Genomic DNA, 23,240 nt, shown 5'->3' on the forward strand with positions numbered 1-23,240 from the left:
GGCGCCCCCCCCCCCCCCTCTTGGTGGGGGGGGGGGGGGGCCGCCCCCCCCCCTGGCCGGGGGGCCCCCCCCGCGCTCGCCTATGGCCCCTCCCGGGCCGCTTCGCGGCCACCTCTCCCCCCGCTTCGCGGTGGGCGAGGAACCCAAGTCTACGCCCTGCCTGGACTAGGCCCGGTAAATCCACTGCTCGGGCACGCGCACCGATATCTCCTCGCCGGCCGCGATCGTGCCGGGCTTCTCGACCCAGGCGACGAGCCCGCGCAAGCGCTTCGCCGCCTTCGGGAACAGCAACGCGCCGGCCTCATGGTCGGCCATCCCGGCATTCTCGGCGACCGATCGCCCGGCGATGCGGCAAGGCCCGTTCTGCGCATCGACCTTGACGGTCGCGCCGCCTTTGAAGAACAGCAGCGTGCCGGACGGCAGCATCGAGAGACGCGGCAGGCCTTCGATCAGGAGATTGGCGCCGATCCATTCCGGCTTGATCTCGGCGATGCCCATCCGTTCGGCGACGATCGCCAGCTCGTCCGCCGCCACGATCGACAATTGCCGTTCGTTGCGCATCTCGGTGCCGCGCGGATACCAGGGTTCCCGCCCGCCGGAGCGCCGCGTCGTGCCGGCATGGAAATCGCCGTCGATGCCGTCGAAGCCGAGTTGCAACTGATCCACCGCTCGTGTCTCAAAACGATCGAATGATGCGAGATAGAGCGCTGCCACCCTGGCGGCGAGTTTTCGCGACGGGACGATCTCGACCGGAGTTTCGGCTTCGGGAAAAAGGTCCAGCATGGGTTCGTGCCTCGCGTGATACGCGCAATTAGCCGCGGTCAGCTCATCAGGTCCAGTCGAAAGCGCTGATGCTTCGATCAAGCGGACTGATGCGATTTGCCAGGCGCGTTCCGATGCTGGTGCCGTTCGCGCCGGGCTAATACATGTCGCCCAAAAGCATGCCCTCGGGCTTGAACCGAGGGTGTGCAGCGGTTTTGGGACAATGACATGCGTAAAACAAGAATCTAAAGCATGCGCAATAGCGCACCGCCGATCGAGTAGCCGGCGCCGAAGGCGCAGAGTAGGCCGTAGTCGCCGGCCTTCATGTCGGCATGGTTCTCCGACAGGGCGATGATGGCGCCGGCGGCGGCGGTGTTGCCGAGGCGCTCCAGCACCATCGGCGCGCGGTCGTGGTCGACGTCATGGCCGAACGACAGTTTCAGGATCATGGCGTTCATCCGCGCATTGGCCTGATGCAGCCAGAAGCGCCGGATCGCTTGCGGCGTCAGCCCGTGCTCGGCCAGGAATTCGACGATGAATTTGTGGCCGGCAACGGTGACTTCCTTGAACACCTTGTTGCCGATCTGCTTGATCAGATTGCCTTCCAGATCGATCATGTACGGATCGTCCTGGGTGGCGCGGGTATAGTAACCGAGATTGGTGCGGATGCTGTTCGACATCTGCGTCCAGGCACGCGTGTCGAGCACCTCGAAGCGGCCCGGCCGCTTCTCGCCCTGGGCAAGCCCTTCGACGACCATCGACACGGAAGCGTCGCCGAAGATGAAATGCGTCTGCCGGTCGCGAAAATTGAGGTGACCGGTGATGATCTCCGGCGTCGTCACCAGCACGCGTTTATGCGCCCCTGCCCGCACCAGATTGACCGCGATGTGCAACGCCGCCGCTGCCGAAGAGCAGCCAAGCCCCATATCGAAGCCGGCGCCTTTCGTCCCCAGCGCCTGCTGCATTTCGATGGCGATCGCCGGATAGGGCCGCTGATGGTGCGAGGCCGAGCAGATCACCAGGTCGATATCCCCCGGTTTCAGCCCGGCATGATCGAGCGCCTTGCTGGCCGAAGCGATGCCGAACTCGGCCTCCAGCGACAGCGCATCGTCGGGCCGCGCCGCGAAGCGCGGCGCCATGCGGGTCGGATCGAGGATGCCTTCCCGTTCGATGACATGGCGGGTCTGGACGCCCGAGGCATGGACGATGAAGGCACTGTCCGATTTCTGCAGAAGCGGCTCGCCCGACACCTCGCGGCGGACGTTCTCCATGTCCACCCAGCTGTTGAAGCTGGCGACGAGTTCCTCATTGGTGATCAAGGCTTCGGGGATTTCAACGCCGATGCCGCTGATGATGACGCGATGCATTTCCAGTTCGTCCCGTGCGCAGGCGTTGCGGCTTCATGTCGACGCCGCAAAAAGCTCGGCGCAACCTCTTTTGCACCTAGCCAGTTTATGCCGGCTTAAATCAAGTCCCTGGGACGGGTCTTTACCAGGCGCAGAGCTTGGTATTGGTCTGCGGGTTGTTCCAGCAGGCGCCGTCATCGCGGCTGCGCACGAATTGCCCGGGCAGCGGCACGTTGCGGCGGCCGAGATTGACATAGCCGTAGGCAAAACCCGGTCCGTCGATTTCCAGGACGTAGGTCGGATAACCCGGCGCCGAGATGCGAAAGCTCCCGGTATCGTCCAGCGCCCGATAGCTGCACGAGAAATAGCCGTCGTCGCTGGTGAAGCAGCGCGCTCGCTTGGCCTCCGCCGATAGAGACAAGGCAAGCACAGCGGCCGCACAAATGCTGCCGCCGAAACCCATCTTTTTCAGTGTCATCATCCACCCCCATGGCCCATAAAGGGCCGTGCCCCAGCGAGATGCGCATGACGGCGAAAGCCGGTCAAGCATCCGCTGCTGGCTGTTTTTGGGTGTAGCTAAGAGTTTCTAAGCGGAACGCCGCGCCACGATGAAGAGACGGGGAAAGCGCAGCAACACCTTGCCGCTTGCCGTTTTCGGATAGGCTTCGCTGATCCCGGCCGCGTAGCGCTTCAGGAAAAGCTGCCGCTCGTTTTCGTCGAGCGGATCGAGGAACGGCTTCAGCCCCGTCGATTTCACCCACTCGACGATCGCCTCGGCATCGGCCAGCGGATGGTTGTAGATCGTGTGCCAGATATCGAGCCGATCCGAGAATGGCGACAAAAGGTCGTAATAGAACGCGACCGGCGGCAGCGGCGCGCGGGCCGCGCGCTCGAGCTTTTCGGCGAACGGCATCTCGGCCGCGGTCTCCCGCATCAGCCGGTGCGAAGGCTCGGCCATGTTGTCCGGCATCTGCACGGCAAGCGCGCCGCCGGGCGCCAAAAATCCCATCAACCGCTGGAAGACCGCCGGATGCTCCGGCAGCCACTGGAACACCGCATTGGCAAAGATCACGTCGACCGGTTCGTTCGGCTGCCACGCCGCCGCATCCGCCAGCGCAAGGGTGACGCCGGGCAGGCGCGCCTTCGCCTTCTCGATCATGTCGAGGGAGGTATCGAAGCCGCTGATCTGCGCCTGCGGCCAGCGCTCGACCAGCAATTCGGTCGAATTGCCCGGCCCGCAGCCAATGTCGACCACCCGGCGCGGTTCCGGCACCGGCACCTGCGCAACGAGATCGCGCGCGGGGCGGGTGCGCTCGTCCTCGAATTTCAGGTAGAGGGCGGCGGACCAGTCGGCCATCTTGGTTCCTCAGATCATTTGAGAATTCGCCGCCCTGTAAATGTCTTACCGCGTCAGCCGCTTATACGTCATGCGGTGCGGATTGACAGCGTCCGGGCCGAGGCGGCGGATCTTGTCCTGCTCGTAATCCTCGAAATTGCCTTCGAACCATTCGACGTGGCTGTCGCCCTCGAAGGCGAGGATGTGCGTCGCCAGGCGATCGAGGAACATGCGATCGTGCGAGATGATGACGGCGCAGCCGGCGAAGCTCTCGAGCGCGTCTTCAAGTGCAGCCAGCGTTTCGGTATCGAGATCGTTGGTCGGTTCGTCGAGCAGCAGCACATTGCCGCCGGTCTTCAGCATCTTGGCCAGATGCACGCGGTTGCGCTGGCCGCCGGACAGGTTGCCGACCTTCTGCTGCTGGTCGCCGCCGCGGAAATTGAACGACGCGCAATAGGCGCGGGTGTTGGCTTCGAACTTGCCGAGCTTGACCACTTCGGCGCCGCCCGAGATCTCTTCCCAGACCGTCTTGGTCGGGTCGAGCGCGTCGCGGCTCTGGTCGACATAACCGAGCTTGACCGTCTCGCCGACGCGGATGGTGCCGGCATCGGGCTTTTCCTGGCCGGTGATCATGCGGAACAGCGTCGTCTTGCCGGCGCCGTTCGGGCCGATGACGCCGACGATGCCGCCGGGCGGCAGCTTGAATTCGAGATCGTCGATCAAAAGCGTGTCGCCAAAGCCCTTCGACAAGCCCTCGACCTCGATCACCACATTGCCGAGCCGCTCGCCATGCGGAATGACGATCTGGGTGTCGCTCGGACGCCGCTTGTCGGCTGCATCCAGCAGATCCTGGAAGGCCTGGATACGGGCTTTCGACTTGGTCTGCCGGGCTTTCGGGCTGGACTGGATCCACTCGCGCTCGCGGCCGATCGCCCGCTGGCGCGCATCGTCCTCGCGGCCTTCCTGCTTGAGCCGCTTGGCCTTGGCTTCGAGATATTTGGTGTAGTTGCCTTCGTACGGGATACCGCGGCCGCGATCGAGCTCGAGGATCCAGCCGGTGACATTGTCGAGGAAGTAGCGATCGTGGGTGATGATCATCACCGCGCCCGGATAGGCCCGCAGATGCTTTTCCAGCCACGCCGTCGTCTCGGCGTCGAGATGGTTGGTCGGCTCGTCGAGCAGCAGAAGGTCGGGCTGGCGCAGCAAAAGCTGGCAAAGCGCGACGCGACGGCGTTCGCCGCCCGACAGCTTGGTGACATCGGCCTCCTTGGGCGGGCAGCCGAGTGCCTCCATCGCCATCTCGACCTGCTGTTCGAGATCCCAGAGGTTGAGCCGGTCCATCTCGTCCTGCAGCTTGGCCGACTCGTCCGCCGTCTCGTCGGAATAGTTCATCATCAATTCGTTGTAGCGCTCGATGATGGCGGTCTTGGCGGCGACGCCTTCCATGACGTTTTCGAACACGTTCTTGTTCGGATCGAGCGCCGGCTCCTGCGCCAGGTAACCGACGGTAGCACCCTCGGCCAGCCAGGCCTCGCCGCTCCACTCCTTGTCGATGCCGGCCATGATCTTGAGGATCGTCGACTTGCCGGCGCCGTTGGGACCGAGGATGCCGATCTTGGCGTCCGGATAGAAGGACAGATGAATGTTCTCGAGCACCTTCTTGGTGCCGTAGGCCTTGTTGAGGCCGGCCATGTGATAGATGAACTGGCGTGCCACGCGCGCTTTCCCTGAAAAGTCGACTGATGTCGGATTGAATGGAAGTTGGGGGCTATGTAAGCGATGCGGCCGCGAACGGCAAACAGTTTTGGCCCCAAGCGGATTTGGTCGCACCCACAAACGCTTAGCCGCTTCATTTCGTGCCGGCGCCCAGGCGAAAGCTCCGGTTAACCATTCCGCGTCAAACAATGTTGGATGGGAAATCGCTGGCAGCCGCGATTTCGGGGAGAGAGATCGGGCCGTGTTGAACAGTTTCCTGCTTTTTGCCGAAGCGGTTCTCTATTTCGGCATCATGGTCACGCTTTTCCGGTTCAGGGGCCGCATCGGCCTCGGCGTCTTTGTTTGCGCCCTTGGCGTCATGCATTTCCTGGAAACCTATCTCGCCAGCGTCTTCTACGTCGCGCTGCCGTTCGGCATGGTATCGCCGGGTTCGGCCGTGCTGTTTTCCGGCAAGCTGGTCATGCTGCTCCTGCTCTACATCAAGGAGGACGCGGCAACTGTCCGGCAGCCGATTTACGGCCTGCTGCTCGGCAATGCCCTGATGATCGGGCTCGTGCTGATCCTGCGCCTGCACGACATCGCACCGCTGCCCGACGGCAAGCTTCCCGACATCGGCTTCATCGACGAGATGGGCTGGCTGATGGTGTGGGGCACGACGCTGCTGTTCGTCGACGCCATCCTGATCATTCTGCTCTATGAAAAGCTCGGCAAATATCTGCGCAAGGCGCTTTTCACCCGCATCCTGGTCTCCGTCGCCTGCGTGCTCACCTTCGACCAGGCAGGCTTTTTCACGGCGCTGCATTTCGTCACCGGCGCGCCGGTCGCGGTGTTCTTCGGCGGCTGGTTCGCCAAGATGGCAGCGGCCCTGGTCTACAGCACCATGCTGGTCGGCTATATCAGGTGGTTCGAGGCGCGGCAGGTGCCGGCGGCGCGCGGGCTTTCCGACATTTTCGACACGCTGACCTATCGCGAGCGCTATGAGGCGCTGGTCGAGCATGTCGGTCGCGACGGCCTCACCGGCCTCCTGCACAGGGGGCGCTTCGACAGCGATGGCGAGGCCGCCGTCGCCGCCAGCCTGCGGACCGCCAGGGCGCTCAGCCTGCTGATCATCGATGTCGACCACTTCAAATCGATCAACGACCGCTTCGGCCACGCCGAGGGAGACAAGGTGCTGAAAGCCCTGGCAATTTTGCTTGGCGAACTTGTCGGGACCGAAGATCAATTGTTCAGGATCGGCGGTGAGGAATTCGCCATCCTCGGCTGGCGTCCGCAGCCGCTCGCCAGACTGCTGGGCGAAACCGTCAGGCAAGCGGTCAAGACGTCCGCGAGCACCAGCCGGTTCGACATTACCGTCAGCGCCGGCATCTCGACGGTCAGCGAGACGACCCGTTGCCTTGCCGATCTCTTTGCGCTGGCCGACCAGCGTCTCTACAAGGCCAAATCCACGGGACGCGATCGCGTTGTCGGCGAACCGGGCGGCAACGAAGCAGACGCCCGCAACACATGGACCAGGCCGGAGCGCAGCGCCGGCGCGTAACGCTGCCCAGGCCTGCGATTGGCTCAATCAGGATTGTTTGCGCCGCTGCCATCCGCCGATCGCAACCGAAACCGCCATCAGCGCGATCGCCAGCCATTTCAACGCGGTAATAATCGGGCCGGCTTCGATGTCGTAGGCAATGAACAGAAGAATGCCCGGTACCAGCAGGCCGCAGAGCACGAGCGTGATCCGCTTGATCTGCCATGACACTTTTGCCGCAAGCGCCTGGTCGCCGGGCACGGCGACAAGCGCGGCCCGCATTGCCTTCGGCGCCACCAGCGTGGTCGAAAGACGCAGCGAAATCGGCAGGCCGATGCCGATGATCAGGAAGGCGCATGCCGCCAGGAGCAGCGAAAACTTGATCGCACTGGTTTCGGCCGGTACCGGGAACAGCAGCGCCGCCAGCGGCAGGAAGACACAGAATATCCCGAGCGCGGCAATGGCGATGAAGATCGCCGCGTTGACCAGCGTGAACAATTGGTAGGTGCCGCCGCCGACGGGTTTGGCGAGCGTGGTCATGCGCGCCCACTCCACTTCGGTGTAGGAAAAGCCCGGCCACTCCATATGGCCGTCGCGGATCGCCGTCATGCCCTTGGCCCAGAACGCCAGCCGCGCCAGCGCGCCGCCCGTCATACCACTCATCGCCACCCCCTATGAATGATGCCCCCCGGGATCATACCATCCCCGGTGCAAAGCGACAGTCGCGTACGGCCTGTTTACTGGAACCCGACGGCATCGACCGCGCCCTTCGGGCAGCCAGCCTTGGCTGTCGGCGCCGAGGCAAGCAGCAGGGCACCGAGCGAAGCGTTCGAAGCGATCGGGCCGGTCAGGCCGAGCGTCAGTTCGCCGATCAGCCGCCTGCCGTTCGAAGGATCGACCACGCAGGACACGCGGACCCGGTCGCCCGCGCCTTTGCCGAAGGCACTGTCGAAGGTGCTGCGGATCTGATCGGACGTGAGCTGCTTGCCGATGTTCCTGGCGAAGAGATCGCGCACCGGCGACGCGTTCACCGCGCGCATCAGGTTCAAAGCGACGGAGAAATACTCCTGCTGGCTCTTGCCGTAGCAGGTGCCGTGCTTGATCCATTCATGCCTTTCGAGGGCGGATGCGGTGCCCGGCATCACCTGGTCGAGTTCCGCTCGCGTTTTCGGGTCAAGGGTGACCGGCGGCAAGTCTCGCCAGTGCGCCGGATCGTCGTTCGCCTTGTCGCTTGCGGCGACCTGGCAATAGAAATTTCCGTTCGGCTGCGGCCACAACCCATGCAAGGTGAAGTGGGTCGCCTCGAAACCGGCGGCGGTCTGCGCACGGCATTCGGCCTTGCTGGATTTGGTCTCGCAGAAAGCCGGCTGCCAGCTCAGCGCGAAGACATATTCCGGCTTTCCGGACGCCGATGGCTTGTTCGGCTCGGCAGGCGCCGGTGCAGCCGGCATCGTCGACGCGCTGCCGCCCGAAACACGACCGCAGCTGATCTTAACCCAGCGGCGCTCCGGATCGGCGCCCGGCACGCGAATGAGATAGTGCGTGGGCGCGTCCTTGTTGCCGGCCAGCAGATCATAACTCTGACCAGCCGCGGTCGAGACATTGCCGGGATTCTTGCCGCTCTTGATCGCCTGCGTTGCCGGACAGGCGGCATCGGCGACGAAAGAGCCGGTCATCTTCACATCGGCCCGCGCCGCGCTTGCGCCAGCAAACGCAACAAACACCGCCCCCCATATCGCCCAAATCCGCATTCCGGCACTCCTCGTGATTCACGCCGCAAGCTAGAAACTTGCGACATGTCAGAATTACGATTTCTTTCGCCGGCCGTAAAAACAATCGCCAGCGCATTGAGACGGCTCCCGCGCGGTCGATCAGGATCCGCCCGCCTCCACCCGTTCCGTCAGGGTGCGCAGCAGATCAAGCGAGGCTTTCAGCGCGTCGGCGTCCATACCCTCCGAAACGCGGTTCGCCCAAACATGCTGGCGTGTGCCGATATTCTTGACCGCTGCCCGGCCGGCATCGGTTATCGACAACAGCTTGGCGCGGCGATGCGCCGGGTTGTCGGCGTAGGCGGCAAGCCCCTCCGCAGCCAGTATGTCGGCCAGCCGCTGTACACTCTGACGGGCGAGACCCATGTCGCGGGCGATGTCGGCCACAGATTTCGGCTCCTTCAAAACTGCACCCAAAACCTGCCAGCGCGCTGCCGTCAGCCCGGTTGGAGCGGCCAGCCGGTCGGCCGCATCCAGAAAACTTCCGTTCATCCTGAACACGGCAAGCACCAGTTCGGTGAGCACATTTGCCGCTTCGGTCCTGGTCGTCATTTCTGGCCGGCCTCGATGGTCGCGACGAAATTATTAACGGCTTCGGCTACGACCTCGGGCTTGTCAAGCATCACCCAATGGCCGCTGCCCGCCACGATCTGGCGCGGAATGTCCGTGCGCAGCCGGTAGAGCGCGGCTGGAGTGTCACTGGCCTCGGTAGCCAATACGAACATAGGCCCGCGATACGCATCGAGTGCCGGCTCCGGGTTCCATTCGGCCAGTGCCTTGCCGACACTTGCCCTCGCCGCCGGATCGACCACTGCCGCATCGGCCAGAACACGCTGGCGAACAGCCGCGTTAGGGCCGGCAATCGACGTGTAATAGGCGTTCAGGACATCACGGCCTTGCGGACCGGCCAGATCGCGGACAAAGCCGTCACGAATCGCCTGCGGCAGCGCACGAGGATCGGTCGCCGGGTCGACGAGCAAGACACCGGCGACCCGGTCGGCATGGCTTGCGGCATAAGCGAGCGCCACGCCACCGCCGCCGCTGTGCGCGACAATGAGAAACCGCTTCAGGCCAAACGCGTCGGCCACGGCACCGACATCCATTGCACGACCGTCATAACCATAGTCACCGTCCTGCGCCGGCGCGGAGGCGCCATGACCGCGAAAATCGAAGGCTACCGCCTCGCGGCCTTCGACGGAGAGCTGCATCACCCGGTCCCAGTGGGAAGCGCGGCTGCAATCTCCATGCAGGAACATGATCGGCAGGCCATTGCCGGCGTTGATCCTATAAGTGGCAAGCTGGCCTTGCGGGCCTGGAACAGTGGACGTCATCATGGTCATCTCCCTGGTTTCCTGACTGAACGCAGCAATCCCTGACAACAGGGTGGCCGTCGTGAAGGCGAAGCCGCCAGCAAGATTGCACGCCGCGAAATGGCCCCGGTGGTTTTCATAGTCATACCCCCAATCTGCCGCTGACCATTTGACAGTATGCTGTCATGTAATCACATTGACAGCATGCTGTCAACTACCGTCGAATGGGTACCCACGTCCCTTGACGTCGATCGCTGCGTCGCCCAACAGTCGGCGACGGGAGCGAGACATGCCATTTGACAAGCAGAGGATGCTGGCATCGCCGACCGGCGCCGAGCTCAACGTTTATGTGAAACACGCCATCGGCCAACCGCGCGCCATTGTCCAGGTCAATCACGGGTTGGCCGAGCACGCGGCACGCTATGCCCGTTTCGCCGATTTCCTTGGCGAGCGCGGCTACCAGGTCTACGCGCACGACCACCGTGGCCACGGCGCCACCAAGGCGCCCGACGCGCCACCTGGCAGGTTCGCCGATGCGGATGGCGGTGCCAAGGTCATCGCCGATGTCGCCGCCGTCCATGATCTCATCGCCAGGGAACAGCCGGGCCTGCCGGTCATCGTCTTCGGTCACTCCTTGGGCGCGTCGGTCTCGCTGAACTTTGTCCTCCGCCACTCGGCGCGCATCCATGGCGCCGCGATCTGGAACGGCAATTTCTCGGCCGGACTGCTCGGCCAAATCGCGCTGGCCATGCTTGGTTGGGAAAAGTTCCGGCTTGGCTCAGACGTGCCGTCGCGCATGCTGCCCCGGCTGACGTTCCGGGCCTGGGGCAAGGCGGTGCCCAATCACCGGACGCCGTTCGACTGGCTGTCGCGCGATGCCGCTGAAGTCGAGAAATACATCGCCGACCCGCTTTGCGGCTGGGACGCATCGGTGTCGATGTGGCAGGACATCGTGATGATGACGCTGCATTGCGGCAGCGACCGCAATTTTTCCGGCGTGCGGCGCGACCTGTTCGTCAATCTGGTCGGAGGCGAGCAAGATCCGGCCTCGGACGGCGGCAAGGCGGTCAGCCATCTTGCCGGCCGGATGCACATGATGGGTTTTTCGAATCTTGTTTCAAAGGTTTACGCCAAAACCCGCCACGAAAGCCTGAACGAGATCAACCGAGACATCATCATGGAGGATTTTGCCGCCTGGGCCGACCGCGTGCTGAGGGCACAGTGATACTGGCCCATTGCAAGGGCCGTGACAGCGGCGCGCGGGATTGATAGAGGCTGCGCTTCCGATCAACCACGGTGATCCATGACTGAGCCTCCGCTCAAAGGCATCCGCGTCATCGAACTCGCACGCATCCTCGCCGGGCCATGGGCCGGACAGCTGCTTGCCGACCTCGGCGCCGACGTGATCAAGGTCGAGAGCCCGGACGGCGGCGACGACACCCGCAAATGGGGACCGCCCTTCGTCATCGGCCATGACGGCGAGAACCTTTCGGCCGCTTATTACCATTCCTGCAACCGCGGCAAGCGCTCCATCGCCATCGACTTCTCGACGCCCGAGGGTGCCGAGACGGTGCGCCGGCTGGTCGCGACATCGGATGTGCTGATCGAAAACTTCAAAGTCGGCGGACTGAAGAAATACGGCCTCGACTATGACAGCCTGAGGAAAATCAACCCGCGGCTGATCTATTGCTCGATCACCGGTTTTGGCCAGTCGGGACCGTATGCGCCGCGTGCCGGCTATGATTTCATCATCCAGGGCATGGCCGGCATGATGTCGATCACCGGCGAAGCCGGCCGCGAACCGCAAAAGGCGGGCGTCGCTATTTCGGATGTTTTCACCGGGCTTTATTCGGTTATCGCCATCCAGGCGGCGCTTCGCCATGCCGAGAAGACCGGCGAAGGCCAGCATATCGACATGGCGCTCTACGACACCCAGATCTCGACGCTCGGCAACCAGAACCTCAACTATCTCGTCTCCGGACAGTCGCCGGTGCAGATGGGCAATGCGCACATGAACATCGCGCCCTACGAAGTGGTGCCGGTGAAAAATGGCCACATCATCCTGGCGGTCGGCAATGATGGCCAGTTCGCAAAGTTCTGCGCTGCCGTCGGCCTCGACGAGCTGGCGTCGAACCCTGACTTCGCCACCAATCCCGCCCGCGTCGCCAACCGGGCGAAGCTGCGCGAGCATATGATCGAGGCGCTGAAAGCCTTCGATCGCGACCCGCTGCTGGCCAGGCTCGAAGCCGCCGGGGTTCCAGCCAGCCCGATCAACAACATCGGCCAGATGTTTGCCGACCCGCAGACCATCGCGCGCGGCATGCGGCTCGACCTCGATGACGGCCATGGCAATCTCTTGCCCTCGGTGCGGGCGCCGATGGTCATGTCCGGCACGCCGCTGGTCTATGAGCGCCCGTCGCCGCGTCTCGGCGAACACACCGAAGAAATCCTTGCCGAACTGGAGAGGTCAGGAAAATGAAGACCGGCGGACAACTCATCGTCGATGCGCTCGAAGCCAACGGAACGGACCGTATCTATTGCGTACCTGGCGAATCCTATCTGGCGGTGCTCGACGCGCTGCATGATTCACCGATCCGCACAATCGTCTGCCGCCAGGAGGGCGGTGCCGCAATGATGGCCGACTGCCACGGCCGCCTGACCGGCAGGCCCGGCATCTGCTTTGTCACCCGCGGCCCAGGCGCCACCAATGCCTCGGCCGGCATCCACATCGCGATGCAGGATTCAATCCCTCTCATCCTGTTCATCGGCCAGGTCGCCAGCCACGCCAAAGGGCGCGAGGCCTTCCAGGAGGTCGACTACGTCAGGTTCTTCGGCGATATCGCCAAATGGGTGGTCGAGATCGACGACGCCGCACGGATACCCGAATTCGTCACACGCGCCTTTGCGGTGGCGACGTCCGGCCGGCCCGGCCCGGTCGTCATCTCGCTGCCCGAGGACATGCTGACCAGCCTCGCCGAGGCACCGGACGCCCGGCATTATACCCCTGTCGAGACGCGGCCTGGCGAAGTCGAGCTCGACGCACTGGAAGTGTTGCTCAACAAGGCAAAGCGGCCCTTCGTCATCCTCGGCGGTACGCGCTGGGACGTGGAGGCCGTTGCACGGATGCGGACGATAGCCGAAGCCTGGTCGCTGCCGGTCGGCTGCTCCTTCCGCCGCCAGATGCTGTTCGACCATCTCCACCCGAACTATGCCGGCGATGTCGGCATCGGCATCAATCCCAAGGTAGCAACCGCCATCAAGCAGGCCGACCTTGTGCTGCTGATCGGCGGCCGCATGGGCGAGATGCCGTCATCCGACTACACGCTGCTGAAGAGTCCCTACCCCGACCAGACGCTGGTCCATATCCATGCCGACGCCGGCGAACTCGGCCGCGTCTACCGGTCGGCGCTGGCGATCAATGCCTCGCCTGCCGCTTTCGTCGAAGCCTTTGCCAGACGCAAGCCGGCCGCAACGCCGGTGTGGGCGGCTGAGGCAGCGAAGCTGCACGCCGCCTATCTCGACTGGTCGACGCCTCCGGAGAGCGGCCCGGGCGCCGTGCAGATGGGGCCGATCATGAATTATCTCGAGACGATGCTGCCGGACGACGCCATCCTCACCAATGGCGCCGGCAACTATGCCACCTGGGTGCATCGTTACCATCGCTTCCGACGTTTCGGCACGCAGGCAGCCCCCACATCCGGCTCGATGGGCTACGGCACGCCGGCGGCGGTCGCCGCCAAGCAGCTTTTCCCCGACCGCGACGTGATCGCCTTCGCCGGCGACGGCTGTTTCCTGATGAACGGCCAGGAATTCGCCACAGCCGTGCAATACGGGCTGCCGATCATCGTCATCGTCGTCAACAATGGCATCTACGGCACCATCCGCATGCATCAGGAGCGCGAATATCCCGGCCGTGTCGTCGCCACGGACTTGAAGAATCCCGACTTTGCTGCTTTGGCCCGTGCCTATGGCGGCCATGGCGAGACGGTGGAAAAGACCGCCGACTTCGCCGCGGCCTTCGAGCGAGCGCGGGCCAGCGGCAAGCCGTCGATCGTAGAGATCAGGCTCGACCCTGAAGCCATCACGCCGACCCGCACGATGACCCAGATTCGCGACAAGGCCTGACAAAACAGGATGATTGCCCTGTTTTGTCGTCGTGATCTGCCTATTTGGCCTTCTCGATCTGGCCGCGGATCTCGCCGTCCGCGTGGGCCGCGGTGTGGATGTTGACGTAATATTTGCCTGCCTCAAGATCGGTGGCCTGGGCATCAGTCAATGTCGCCGAACCCTTGATCGGGCTCTTCAGCTTGCCTTCGAACGGCACCACCGGATCGGCGTTTTGACCCTTTGCCGCCGGGCCGTGAATGTGTGCGGCCTTCGCCGGCCCGCTGAGGCCGGAATATCTCACGGTCCAGCCGAGTTTCTTGGTGGCGGTGTTGAACCTGAGCGTGGCGGTGCCCTTGCCCTTCGTGGTGACGGGCGGGTTCTGCTGAGCACCATCGAGCGTCGCCGTCATCTTTATGGTTTCGGCCAAGGCCGGTGAAGCAGAGAAGATGGCTGCAGAAATGGCCAGCGCCGAAAGCATCGGCGTGAAGGACTGGATGCGCATGGAAACCTCCGTTGTGACACCCTTGAGGCGGGTGCACCGGCACAACGATTTTGCGAGCGGATGTTTCCGCCGGTAACGTTCATTTTACCTCCCACTAAAAAGGGGCGGTCGCCCGCCCCTTTTCCGCTACAAGCCAGTTTGACAGCCCTATTTGATGGCTTTGTCGGTGATCGCCGTCGTGTAGGCGCCGGTAGGCTCCTTGCTGATGATCTTCTGGTCGAGCAGCGCCTTGGCGGTGCGCTCGTAGGTCGCCGGATCGAGCTTGCCATCGGCATTGTCGATCAGCTTGGCGACTTCGCCCATCATGCGCTTCTGGTGATTCTCGTCCTGGCCGCCATTGTCCATGACGATGCCGGCCGCTTCGTCGGAATTGTCGACGGCGTATTTCCAACCCTTCATCGAAGCGCGCACGAAACGCACCATCTTATCCTCGAAGGCCGGATCCTTGAGCTTGTCCTCCAGGGCATAGAGCCCGTCTTCGAGCAGATCGTTGCCCATGGCGGAATAGTTGAAGACGGTCAGCTCTTCCGGCTTGTAGCCGGCGTCGATGAGCTGCCAGTACTCGTTATAGGTCATGACCGAAATGCAATCCGCCTGCTTCTGGATCAGCGGCTGCACGTCAAAGCTCTGCTTGAGCACGGTGACGCCGTCCGGCCCGCCATCGGTCTTGAGGCCAAGCTTGTTCATCCAGGCATAGAACGGATATTCATTGCCGAAGAACCAGACGCCGAGCGTATGGCCCTTGAAGTCGGCTTCCGTCTTGACCGGACCGTCCTTCGGGCAGACCAGCTCCATGCCGGCCTTCTTGAACGGCTGGGCGATGTTGACCAGCGGCACGCCCTTCTCGCGCGCAGCCAGCGCACCGCCCATCCAGTCGACGATGACGTCGGCGCCGCCGCCGGCAATAACCTGCTCCGGTGCAATGTCCGGTCCGCCGGGCTTGATGTCGACGTCGAGGCCCTCGGCGTCATAGAAGCCCTTGGCCTTGGCGACATAATAGCCGGCGAACTGTGCCTGGGTGACCCATTTCAGCTGCAGCGTCACCTTGTCCGCGGCCATCGCCTGGAACGCGGCAAGCGACATCGCGCCGGCCAGCATCGAAACAACAAGTCTTTTCATGTTTTTACCCTCTGAAGTTAGCGCCCTAAACCCACCGCCCCTATCCACCACGGACAGAGGGATGCCAAAACGTGACTGCTCTCTCGAAAAGAGCGACCACGCCATAAAAGACCGAACCCGCAAGTGCTGCAACTGCGATTTCCGCCCACACCATGTCGATGTTCATCCGCCCGACTTCCGTCGAAATGCGGAATCCCATGCCGACCACCGGCGTGCCGAAGAACTCGGCGACGATGGCGCCGATCAGCGCCAGCGTCGAATTGATCTTCAACGCATTGAAGATGAAGGGTGCCGCCGCCGGCAGCCGCAGCTTGAACAGCGTCTGCCAGTAGCTCGAGGCATAGGTGCGCATCAGGTCGCGCTCCATATGGCCGGAGGCGGCAAGCCCGGCGACGGTGTTCACCAGCATCGGGAAGAAGGTCATGATGATGACAACCGCTGCCTTCGACTGCCAGTCGAAGCCGAACCACATGACCATTATCGGCGCGACGCCGATGATCGGCAGCGCCGACACCATATTGCCGATCGGCAAAAGCCCGCGCCGCAGGAACGGCACGCGGTCGGCGGCGATGGCAACGAGGAAGCCGGCGCTGCTCCCCACCACATAGCCGAAGATAACCGCCTTGAAGATGGTCTGCCTGACATCGGCCCCCAGCACCGGCAGCGAGCCGACGATGCGTGCACCGATGGCGCTTGGCGGCGGCAACAGGATGAAGGGAATGCCGGCACCACGCGTCACCGCCTCCCAGATGATCAGGATCCAGGCGCCGAAGATGGCCGGAATGATCAGGCGCAGGGCGGTTGACGCCCAGCGCGATGTCGGGCGAAACGACGACAAGACCGTTACGCAGCGCCAGGCCAAAAACCACGCCGCGACGAGCAGCAGATAGAAGGATGCGCGAGCGCTGCCCTCATTGCCGGTTATGCCGGCGAGCAGCATCCACGCTGCGCCATGCGCGCCAAGGAACAGCAACACCACCCCGATCATCGGTGGAAAGTTGTCGGCCTCGATTGCCACGAGCAGCAAAATGAAAATCAACACCGTAGTCGCCATGCCGTAACCGGGCGTAGCACTGACGAGCGGCCAAAGAAGCAGCGCGCCGACAAGCAGGACAAGCGCGGCATACCCCTGCCAGGATCGAGGCGTGATTGAGGAAAGGCTCAGGATGGAGCTCATGCCGGCCTCCCGCCCATGGCGCGGTCGACAAGGCGCCCGGCGATGCCGACGACCATCACCAGCAGCGCCGCGACCACCGACCCGGCAACCAGAGCCGACCAGATGTCGATGGTCTGGCTGTAGTAGGCGCCGGCGAGCAATTTGGCACCGATGCCGGCGACGGCGCCGGTCGGCAACTCGCCGACGATGGCGCCGACCAGGCTGGCGGCCACCGCCACCTTCATCGAGGTGAACAGGAACGGCACCGAAGCCGGCACGCGCAATTTCCAGAAGGTCTGCGAGGCACTGGCATTATAGGTGTGCATCAGGTCGAGATGGGTGAGCTCGGGCGAGCGCAGTCCCTTCACCATGCCGACCGCCACGGGGAAGAACGACAGATAGGTCGAGATCAGCGCCTTCGGGATAAGCCCGGTGATGCCGACCGCCGCCAGCACGACGATGATCATCGGCGCCACCGCCAGGATCGGAATGGTCTGCGAGGCGATGATCCACGGCATCAGACTGCGGTCGAGCGTCGCCACATGCACGATGCCGACGGCGATGACGATGCCGAGCGCCGTGCCGAAAGCAAAGCCGAGCAGCGTCGACGACAGCGTCACCCAGGCATTGTAGACAAGGCTGCGGTTCGAGGTGATGCTACGCAGAAAGGTGTTTTCGAAAAAATTCACCGCCACCTGATGCGGCGCCGGCAGCGTCGGCTTCGGCTGTACCAGCGTCTTGCCGATGAATTCCACAACACCCGGCGTCTGATTGGCGCGGCGGTCGAGATCGCGCTGGAACGGCGCGTTGAGGATGACAGCCATGACGTACCAGACGACGACGACGCCCAGGAGGATCGAGGTCACCGGAACGATCTTGTCGCGAAACGAGTCCATCTAGTGGTCCTCGCAGGATGGGTGCCCTCCTCTCCCCAACGGGGAGAGGGTGGCCGGAGCGAAGCGGAGGCCGGGTACTTTTGCTACGGCAATCGTTTCTTTCGTCATCCTAGGGCGAAGCAAGGAGCGAAGCGACGCGGCGCAGACCCTAGGATCCATGCCGTTACCTCCCTGCTTCGCAACGGTGCGGAACATTGCTCCCTCCACACCGCTCTGCCCGGCGAATATTCTGAACCGCTTGCGCCTTTCGGCTAATGTCACGGCATGGATCCTAGGGTCTGCGCACGCCGCTTCGCGGCGGCTCCGCCCTAGGATGACGAAGGCATTGTTGACCGCTCCCTCGCGGGGCGGAGGCACCTCCTGCGTTGAACGCGCAAGCCCGTCGCGCGCGCCCTCAATCATCATAGCTGTGCCCTGCCCTCAGCCCGTCCCGCACGCGTGCCGCGATCGCCAGGAACTCCGGCGTCTCGCGGATATCGAGCGGCCGCTTTTTCGGCAGCGTCGATTCTATGACGTCGCTGACACGCCCCGGGCGCGGCGACATGACGACGATGCGCGTCGACAGATAGACCGCCTCAGGGATCGAATGGGTGACGAAGCAGATAGTCTTGTTGGTCCGCTCCCAAAGCTCCAGCAGCTGTTCGTTGAGGTGATCGCGCACGATCTCGTCCAGCGCGCCGAACGGCTCGTCCATCAACAAAAGGTCGGCGTCGAAGGCGAGCGCCCGCGCGATCGAGGCGCGCTGCTGCATGCCGCCCGAAAGCTGCCAGGGGTATTTCTTCTCGAAGCCGCTGAGGTTGACAAGGTCGAGGGTTCGCTTGATGCGCGCCGCCTGCTCCGCCCTGGACAGGCCCATGATCTCCAGCGGCAGTGCCACATTGCGCTCGATCGTGCGCCACGGATAAAGTGCGGCCGCCTGGAAGACATAGCCATAGGCGCGGCTCTGGCGCGCCTGCTCGGGCGTCATGCCGTTGACGGAGATGGCTCCCGATGTCGGCTTCTCCAGATCGGCGATGACGCGCAGCAAGGTCGTCTTGCCGCAGCCGGAGGGCCCGATGAAGGACACGAATTCCCCCTTGCCGATCGTCAGGTCGACATTCGACAGCGCCTGTACCGGACCATCATTGGTCTGGAAGGTCAGGCCAAGCTTGCTTGCCGAAACAACGGCTGGCGATACTCCCGTCATCGGCCGTAGCCTGTCGCTTCCGGCCACTGCGGCGCCGGCCGGAATCCCATTGATTTTACCCCGATGTTGCTTTCCACTCGCCCAGTCCTACTCGCCGCAGTTTTACTCGCCCCAGTTCTATGCGCCCCAGTTCTACGCGCCCTTGTCCCATCAGATAGACGCCCGGAGTTGCCCCGATGTCGCCCAAACCGACTTGCCATCTTATCCGCCCTGAAAGCTCTTATGAAGGCAAGCAGGGCCTGAGTTATTTCGCCGGTATCGCCGCCGAAACAGTCGGCTCGTCCGGCATCTGCATGCATCTGCTGACCATGCCGCCGGGTGCCCGCGCCAAGGCGCATATGCACGAAAACCATGAAACCGCGATCTATGTGCTCTCCGGCGAAGTCCATACCTGGTATGGCGACCGGCTCGAACAGCATATCGTGGTCAAGGCCGGCGATCTTTTCTATATTCCCCCCGGCGTGCCGCATCTGCCGGCCAATCTGAGCGACGGCCCCGCCTCGGCGGTCATTGCCCGCACCGATCCCAACGAACAGGAAAGCGTCGTCCTGCTGCCGGAACTGGACGGGTTGGTCGCCTGACGCCGGCATCGAGGCAGCGGTCGTCATCGGCACCGTCACGAACATGATTTCAGCGGTCCTATCTCCTCAAGGCCGGGAATGGTCACGAAGAAACCGTCCCCTCCTCTGTTGATGACCTTGACGACATCCGTGGTCGTGCCCTCCTCGCCCTCGGCGAAACAGGTGGAGCTCAACAACAGGGTGCCAGGCGCCGTCGTCAGTCGCTGTGCGAACTGGCAGCCGCTGCCATAGGTTTCGACGCCGTCGGCGGTCAGCACGACATAATCGTCGCTGTCCTGATAACCGAGCCGTACACCAGCGCAACCGACCTCATTGCCACAGGAGCCGGCAAGGACGTCAGCCGCCGCCGGCCCGGCGGCAAGGATCACCGCGGCCATTGAGATAATCGCTCCGTGGCTCGCCAAGCTCAAACGCCCGTCGCCGGGATGCCCGTCCGTTCCACCTTGCGCGGCGCGGAAATTTCCTTCCACGTCGACAGCGCCCGGTTGACCGCCGCGTTCGGCTCGCGAGCGACGAACTCGCCATGGCCGGGCTTCGCCTTGACCTCGTTTTCCTCGATCGACAGTTCGCCGCGCGAGAAGACAAAGCGCGGCAGGCCGGTTACCTCAAAACCCTCGAAGACATTGTAGTCGATCACCGACTGCTGCTTCTTGGTCGTGATCTTCTTCTTGCGCATGGGGTCCCATACGAGGATGTCGGCGTCCGCGCCTTCGACGATGGCGCCCTTCTTCGGGTACATGTTGAGGATCTTGGCGATGTTGGTCGAGGTCACCGCGACGAACTCGTTCATCGTCAGCCGGCCGGTCTTGACGCCGGTCGTCCACAGCACCGGCAAACGATCCTCGAGCCCGCCCGTGCCGTTCGGGATCTTGGTGAAGTCGCCGACGCCGTTGCGCTTTTGTTTGGTGGTGAAGGCACAATGGTCGGTCGCCACCACTTGCAGCGATCCGGCCTGTAGGCCGGCCCACAGCGAATCCTGGTGCAGTTTGTTGCGGAAGGGCGGGCTCATCACCCGGCGCGCCGCATGGTCCCAGTCCTTGTTGAAATATTCGCTCTCGTCGAGCGTCAGGTGCTGGATCAGCGGCTCGCCGAATACCCGCATGCCTTTCTGGCGCGCCCGGCGGATGGCTTCGTGCGCCTGCTCGCAGGAGACATGCACGACATAGAGCGGCACACCGGCCATGTCGGCGATCATGATGGCGCGGTTGGTCGCCTCGCCTTCCACTTCAGGCGGGCGCGAATAGGCGTGTCCCTCCGGGCCGCTGTTGCCCGCCGCCAGCAGCTTCTGCGACAGCGCCGCCACAACGTCGCCATTCTCGGCATGGACCAGCGGCAGCGCGCCAAGATCGGCACAGCGCTGGAACGATGAATAGAGCTCGTCGTCATCGACCATCAGCGCGCCCTTGTAGGCCATGAAATGCTTGAACGAGGTAATGCCCCTGTCGACGACGGTGGCCATCTCGTCGAACACCTGCTTGCCCCACCAGGTGATCGCCATGTGGAAGGAATAGTCGCAGGACGCCTTCGAAGTCTTGTTGTCCCACATCTGCAGGGCCTCGAGCAGCGACTGCTGCGGCCCTGGCAGGCAGAAATCGACGACCATCGTCGTGCCGCCGGCAAGGGCCGCGCGGGTGCCGGATTCAAAATCATCGGCCGAATAGGTGCCCATGAACGGCATTTCGAGATGGGTATGCGGGTCGATGCCGCCCGGCATCACATAGCAGCCGCTGGCGTCGAACTCATGGTCGCCATGCAAATCCGAGCCGATGCCGATGATCTTGCCGTGCTTGAACAGCACGTCGGCCTTCCACGTGCGGTCGGCGGTGACGATGGTGCCATTCTTGATGACTTTGGACATTTTCTTGTTCCCTTGTTTCGTTCGCGCTTCTTTATGAGCGCCTTGCTTGATCAGGTCGGTTCAGCGTCGAGGAACCCTGAACGGCCTCTACATGACTCCAACTTCCCGCAATATCTCCTCGACGCAACCATCGAAGGAATTTGCCAAGTCTCCAGTCGAAAACCTGAGCACACGATAGCCCTGTCGGCCAAACCATGCATCACGTATGCGGTCCTTCTCCATTTGCTCCGGCATAAAGTGATGCTCTCCATCCACCTCGATGACGAGGTTCTTCTCGTGCAGAACGAAGTCCGCAATATAAGGCCCAATCGGCGCCTGCTTCCTTGCATGTAACCCGTAGAGGCGACGGAACTCCTTCAGCTCGGACCAGAGCTTACGCTCGCCCTCTGTCATGTTCCGGCGCAACATTCTTGCACGTTTGATGGCGGCTGGATCGATCGCGGTCGGTGCCAAGACGAGTACCCCCACCCTCAATTCCTCCCCACAAGGGGGAGGGAGGCTTGGTGCCGCGCTGTCACAGCTGAACCCATCAAAGCTTTCGCCATAGAAAAAGACATCGGCATTGCTAGTCCCCCTCCCCCTTGTGGCAGGGCAATCGCATTTGGATTCTTACGAAGATGGACCCCCACCCTAACCCTCCCCACAAGGGGGAGGGAACGCTGCCGCACGCCCTTACTTCCCCTTTTGGCGCCGCAAGGCAGGCAATTTGCCGAGGTCAGCGCCAACGGAAGTCTCCCTCCCCCTTGTGGGGAGGGGTTAGGGGTGGGGGTACGGCGCCAACATCTCACCCCACAATCTCCGCCGTGTCGACCACCGCGTGGAACAGCACGTCGGCGCCGGCCGCTGCCCATTCCTTGGTGATTTCCTCGGCCTCGTTGTGGCTGAGACCGTCGACACAGGGGCACATCACCATTGCGGTGGGTGCGACGCGGTTGATCCAGCAGGCGTCATGGCCGGCGCCGGAGACGATGTTGCGATGCGTATATCCCAGGCGCTCCGCCGCATCCCGCACAGCCTTGACGCAGCCCGCGTCGAAAGTGACCGGATCGAAATGGCCGACCTGCTCGATTTGATATTTGATGTCGAGCGCGTCGCAGATCGTGTCGATGCCTTCGCGGATGCGCCCGTCCATGGCGTCCAGCACCTCCTTTTCCGGCGAGCGGATGTCGATGGTGAAGACGGTGCGCCCGGCAATGATGTTACGCGAGTTCGGATAGACCTCCATATGGCCGACCGCGCCGACGGCGTCGGGCTGATAGTCCATGGCGATCTCGTGCACCAACTCGATCACCCGCGCCATGCCGAGCCCGGCATTGCGCCGCTTGGGCATCGGCGTCGAGCCGGTATGCGCCTCCTTGCCGGTCAGCGTCACCTGCAGCCATTTCAACCCTTGCCCATGGGTGACGACACCGATGTCGATGCCCTCGTCCTCGAGGATCGGGCCCTGCTCGATATGCAATTCGAAGAAGGCGTGGATCTTGCGTTCGCCGACCTTTTCGGTGCCCTTCCAGCCGATCCGTTCGAGCTCCTCGCCGAATTTCTTGCCGTCCTTGTCGACATGCGAATAGACGTCGGCCTGATCGAGCACGCCGGCGAACACCCCGGATGCCATCATCGCCGGCGCAAACCGCGCGCCTTCCTCGTTGGTCCAGTTGGTGACGACGATCGGGTGCTTAGTCTTGATGCCGAGATCGTTGAGCGAGCGCACGACCTCCAGGCCGCCGAGCACGCCGAGCACGCCGTCATATTTGCCACCGGTCGGCTGGGTGTCGAGATGGCTGCCGACATAGACCGGCGGCAGGCTCGCATCGGTGCCTTCGCGACGGGCAAACATCGTGCCCATCTCGTCGACGCCCATTTCGAGCCCCGCCTCATCGCACCAACGCTTGAACAGGTGCCGCCCTTCGCCGTCCTCGTCAGTCACGGTCTGGCGATTATTGCCGCCGGCAATGCCGGGGCCGATCTTCGCCATCTCCATTATCGAATCCCACAAACGGTCTGAATTGATTCGCAGATTCTCGCCGGGGGCGGCCATATTCTAAAACCTCATTGGTTGTGGCACGCCAGCGTCCCCCTCCCC

At 63.1% G+C, this 23,240-nt stretch carries 23 protein-coding genes; 5 read left to right on the forward strand and 18 right to left on the reverse strand.

Annotated elements, in window-relative coordinates; genetic code table 11:
- Positions 1-165: 165 nt before the first annotated feature.
- From NKI59_RS32840 to ettA, 5 genes are all read right to left on the reverse strand, one after another.
- Positions 166-783: an MOSC domain-containing protein gene (locus tag NKI59_RS32840; protein WP_352708673.1), complete on the reverse strand. Its 618-nt coding sequence runs from the start codon at positions 781-783 to the stop codon at positions 166-168.
- A gap of 224 nt (positions 784-1,007) precedes the next feature.
- Positions 1,008-2,129 (reverse strand): beta-ketoacyl-ACP synthase III, encoded by a 1,122-nt coding sequence (locus tag NKI59_RS32845; RefSeq protein WP_352708675.1) that lies wholly within the window; start codon positions 2,127-2,129, stop codon positions 1,008-1,010.
- Between the two features lie 121 nt (positions 2,130-2,250).
- A complete protein-coding gene (locus NKI59_RS32850) occupies positions 2,251-2,586 on the reverse strand; it encodes a hypothetical protein (RefSeq protein WP_352708676.1) in 336 nt (111 codons plus the stop codon).
- Between the two features lie 108 nt (positions 2,587-2,694).
- Complete coding sequence (gene tam, locus NKI59_RS32855) at positions 2,695-3,465, reverse strand: trans-aconitate 2-methyltransferase (RefSeq protein WP_352708678.1); 771 nt, start codon at positions 3,463-3,465, stop codon at positions 2,695-2,697.
- Between the two features lie 45 nt (positions 3,466-3,510).
- The gene (gene ettA, locus NKI59_RS32860) at positions 3,511-5,160 is read right to left on the reverse strand and encodes an energy-dependent translational throttle protein EttA (protein ID WP_292659428.1); all 1,650 of its coding nucleotides are present in this window, start codon (positions 5,158-5,160) and stop codon (positions 3,511-3,513) included.
- Positions 5,161-5,401: 241 nt separating this feature from the next.
- Between ettA and NKI59_RS32865 the strand changes: the two genes are divergently transcribed.
- Positions 5,402-6,697, forward strand: coding sequence for a GGDEF domain-containing protein (locus tag NKI59_RS32865; protein WP_352571800.1), 1,296 nt, complete (start codon positions 5,402-5,404; stop codon positions 6,695-6,697).
- 27 nt (positions 6,698-6,724) lie between these two features.
- Here the strand turns inward: NKI59_RS32865 and NKI59_RS32870 are convergent, their stop codons facing one another.
- The 4 genes from NKI59_RS32870 to NKI59_RS32885 all read right to left on the reverse strand — a co-directional run bounded on the left by NKI59_RS32870 (position 6,725) and on the right by NKI59_RS32885 (position 9,779).
- A complete protein-coding gene (locus NKI59_RS32870) occupies positions 6,725-7,339 on the reverse strand; it encodes a hypothetical protein (protein WP_352708680.1) in 615 nt (204 codons plus the stop codon).
- 74 nt (positions 7,340-7,413) lie between these two features.
- Positions 7,414-8,427, reverse strand: a complete 1,014-nt coding sequence (locus NKI59_RS32875; protein WP_352708682.1) for a ribonuclease T2 family protein — start codon at positions 8,425-8,427, stop codon at positions 7,414-7,416.
- A 120-nt stretch (positions 8,428-8,547) separates the two neighbouring features.
- Entirely contained in the window at positions 8,548-8,997 is a 450-nt protein-coding gene (locus NKI59_RS32880) for a MarR family winged helix-turn-helix transcriptional regulator (RefSeq protein WP_023675882.1), read from the reverse strand.
- A complete protein-coding gene (locus NKI59_RS32885) occupies positions 8,994-9,779 on the reverse strand; it encodes an alpha/beta fold hydrolase (RefSeq protein ID WP_198023545.1) in 786 nt (261 codons plus the stop codon). The genes NKI59_RS32880 and NKI59_RS32885 overlap by 4 nt, the downstream gene beginning before the upstream one ends.
- A gap of 265 nt (positions 9,780-10,044) precedes the next feature.
- Here NKI59_RS32885 and NKI59_RS32890 point away from each other — a divergent pair, with 265 nt between their 5' ends.
- From NKI59_RS32890 to NKI59_RS32900, 3 genes are all read left to right on the forward strand, one after another.
- On the forward strand, positions 10,045-10,980 hold the full coding sequence (locus tag NKI59_RS32890) for an alpha/beta fold hydrolase (RefSeq protein WP_352708683.1): 936 nt from the start codon (positions 10,045-10,047) through the stop codon (positions 10,978-10,980).
- Positions 10,981-11,058: 78 nt separating this feature from the next.
- A complete protein-coding gene (locus NKI59_RS32895; protein ID WP_352505567.1) occupies positions 11,059-12,234 on the forward strand; it encodes a CaiB/BaiF CoA transferase family protein in 1,176 nt (391 codons plus the stop codon).
- Entirely contained in the window at positions 12,231-13,880 is a 1,650-nt protein-coding gene (locus NKI59_RS32900) for a thiamine pyrophosphate-binding protein (protein ID WP_352708685.1), read from the forward strand. The genes NKI59_RS32895 and NKI59_RS32900 overlap by 4 nt, the downstream gene beginning before the upstream one ends.
- 40 nt (positions 13,881-13,920) lie before the next feature.
- On the opposite strand, the gene NKI59_RS32905 is transcribed toward NKI59_RS32900, so the two are convergent.
- The 5 genes from NKI59_RS32905 to NKI59_RS32925 form a co-directional block, all read right to left on the reverse strand.
- Positions 13,921-14,364 (reverse strand): CHRD domain-containing protein, encoded by a 444-nt coding sequence (locus tag NKI59_RS32905; RefSeq protein WP_352453392.1) that lies wholly within the window; start codon positions 14,362-14,364, stop codon positions 13,921-13,923.
- Positions 14,365-14,511: 147 nt separating this feature from the next.
- Complete coding sequence (locus NKI59_RS32910; protein ID WP_352453393.1) at positions 14,512-15,483, reverse strand: ABC transporter substrate-binding protein; 972 nt, start codon at positions 15,481-15,483, stop codon at positions 14,512-14,514.
- Between the two features lie 40 nt (positions 15,484-15,523).
- The gene (locus NKI59_RS32915) at positions 15,524-16,660 is read right to left on the reverse strand and encodes an ABC transporter permease (RefSeq protein WP_352453394.1); all 1,137 of its coding nucleotides are present in this window, start codon (positions 16,658-16,660) and stop codon (positions 15,524-15,526) included.
- A complete protein-coding gene (locus NKI59_RS32920) occupies positions 16,657-17,535 on the reverse strand; it encodes an ABC transporter permease (protein WP_352647004.1) in 879 nt (292 codons plus the stop codon). The genes NKI59_RS32915 and NKI59_RS32920 overlap by 4 nt, the downstream gene beginning before the upstream one ends.
- A 394-nt stretch (positions 17,536-17,929) precedes the next feature.
- Positions 17,930-18,721, reverse strand: coding sequence for an ABC transporter ATP-binding protein (locus NKI59_RS32925; RefSeq protein ID WP_352453396.1), 792 nt, complete (start codon positions 18,719-18,721; stop codon positions 17,930-17,932).
- A 176-nt stretch (positions 18,722-18,897) separates the two neighbouring features.
- On the opposite strand from NKI59_RS32925, the gene NKI59_RS32930 reads away from it, so the two are divergent.
- Positions 18,898-19,302 (forward strand): cupin domain-containing protein, encoded by a 405-nt coding sequence (locus NKI59_RS32930; protein ID WP_023675871.1) that lies wholly within the window; start codon positions 18,898-18,900, stop codon positions 19,300-19,302.
- Between the two features lie 35 nt (positions 19,303-19,337).
- Here the strand turns inward: NKI59_RS32930 and NKI59_RS32935 are convergent, their stop codons facing one another.
- The 4 genes from NKI59_RS32935 to NKI59_RS32950 form a co-directional block, all read right to left on the reverse strand.
- Positions 19,338-19,679, reverse strand: coding sequence for a hypothetical protein (locus NKI59_RS32935; protein ID WP_352708686.1), 342 nt, complete (start codon positions 19,677-19,679; stop codon positions 19,338-19,340).
- Positions 19,680-19,708: 29 nt separating this feature from the next.
- A complete protein-coding gene (gene hydA / locus NKI59_RS32940) occupies positions 19,709-21,160 on the reverse strand; it encodes a dihydropyrimidinase (protein ID WP_352708688.1) in 1,452 nt (483 codons plus the stop codon).
- Positions 21,161-21,247: 87 nt separating this feature from the next.
- On the reverse strand, positions 21,248-21,628 hold the full coding sequence (locus NKI59_RS32945) for an endonuclease domain-containing protein (protein ID WP_352453399.1): 381 nt from the start codon (positions 21,626-21,628) through the stop codon (positions 21,248-21,250).
- Between the two features lie 316 nt (positions 21,629-21,944).
- A complete protein-coding gene (locus tag NKI59_RS32950; protein WP_352708689.1) occupies positions 21,945-23,195 on the reverse strand; it encodes a Zn-dependent hydrolase in 1,251 nt (416 codons plus the stop codon).
- Positions 23,196-23,240: the final 45 nt, after the last annotated feature.

This window comes from Mesorhizobium sp. M0598, assembly GCF_040320865.1.
Taxonomy (GTDB): Bacteria; Pseudomonadota; Alphaproteobacteria; order Rhizobiales; family Rhizobiaceae; genus Mesorhizobium.

Bases quoted from the DNA above. Each gene is read 5' to 3' on its own strand.
- NKI59_RS32890 (WP_352708683.1), top strand. From the start codon at position 10,045: ATGCCATTTGACAAGCAGAGGATGCTGGCATCGCCGACCGGCGCCGAG.
- NKI59_RS32880 (WP_023675882.1), bottom strand. From the start codon at position 8,997: ATGACGACCAGGACCGAAGCGGCAAATGTGCTCACCGAACTGGTGCTT.
- NKI59_RS32895 (WP_352505567.1), top strand. From the start codon at position 11,059: ATGACTGAGCCTCCGCTCAAAGGCATCCGCGTCATCGAACTCGCACGC.
- NKI59_RS32900 (WP_352708685.1), top strand. From the start codon at position 12,231: ATGAAGACCGGCGGACAACTCATCGTCGATGCGCTCGAAGCCAACGGA.
- NKI59_RS32850 (WP_352708676.1), bottom strand. From the start codon at position 2,586: ATGACACTGAAAAAGATGGGTTTCGGCGGCAGCATTTGTGCGGCCGCT.
- NKI59_RS32870 (WP_352708680.1), bottom strand. From the start codon at position 7,339: ATGAGTGGTATGACGGGCGGCGCGCTGGCGCGGCTGGCGTTCTGGGCC.
- NKI59_RS32920 (WP_352647004.1), bottom strand. From the start codon at position 17,535: ATGGACTCGTTTCGCGACAAGATCGTTCCGGTGACCTCGATCCTCCTG.
- NKI59_RS32935 (WP_352708686.1), bottom strand. From the start codon at position 19,679: ATGGCCGCGGTGATCCTTGCCGCCGGGCCGGCGGCGGCTGACGTCCTT.
- NKI59_RS32925 (WP_352453396.1), bottom strand. From the start codon at position 18,721: ATGACGGGAGTATCGCCAGCCGTTGTTTCGGCAAGCAAGCTTGGCCTG.
- NKI59_RS32905 (WP_352453392.1), bottom strand. From the start codon at position 14,364: ATGCGCATCCAGTCCTTCACGCCGATGCTTTCGGCGCTGGCCATTTCT.
- NKI59_RS32930 (WP_023675871.1), top strand. From the start codon at position 18,898: ATGTCGCCCAAACCGACTTGCCATCTTATCCGCCCTGAAAGCTCTTAT.
- NKI59_RS32910 (WP_352453393.1), bottom strand. From the start codon at position 15,483: ATGAAAAGACTTGTTGTTTCGATGCTGGCCGGCGCGATGTCGCTTGCC.
- NKI59_RS32845 (WP_352708675.1), bottom strand. From the start codon at position 2,129: ATGCATCGCGTCATCATCAGCGGCATCGGCGTTGAAATCCCCGAAGCC.
- NKI59_RS32885 (WP_198023545.1), bottom strand. From the start codon at position 9,779: ATGATGACGTCCACTGTTCCAGGCCCGCAAGGCCAGCTTGCCACTTAT.
- NKI59_RS32875 (WP_352708682.1), bottom strand. From the start codon at position 8,427: ATGCGGATTTGGGCGATATGGGGGGCGGTGTTTGTTGCGTTTGCTGGC.
- NKI59_RS32915 (WP_352453394.1), bottom strand. From the start codon at position 16,660: ATGAGCTCCATCCTGAGCCTTTCCTCAATCACGCCTCGATCCTGGCAG.
- NKI59_RS32840 (WP_352708673.1), bottom strand. From the start codon at position 783: ATGCTGGACCTTTTTCCCGAAGCCGAAACTCCGGTCGAGATCGTCCCG.
- tam (WP_352708678.1), bottom strand. From the start codon at position 3,465: ATGGCCGACTGGTCCGCCGCCCTCTACCTGAAATTCGAGGACGAGCGC.
- NKI59_RS32950 (WP_352708689.1), bottom strand. From the start codon at position 23,195: ATGGCCGCCCCCGGCGAGAATCTGCGAATCAATTCAGACCGTTTGTGG.
- hydA (WP_352708688.1), bottom strand. From the start codon at position 21,160: ATGTCCAAAGTCATCAAGAATGGCACCATCGTCACCGCCGACCGCACG.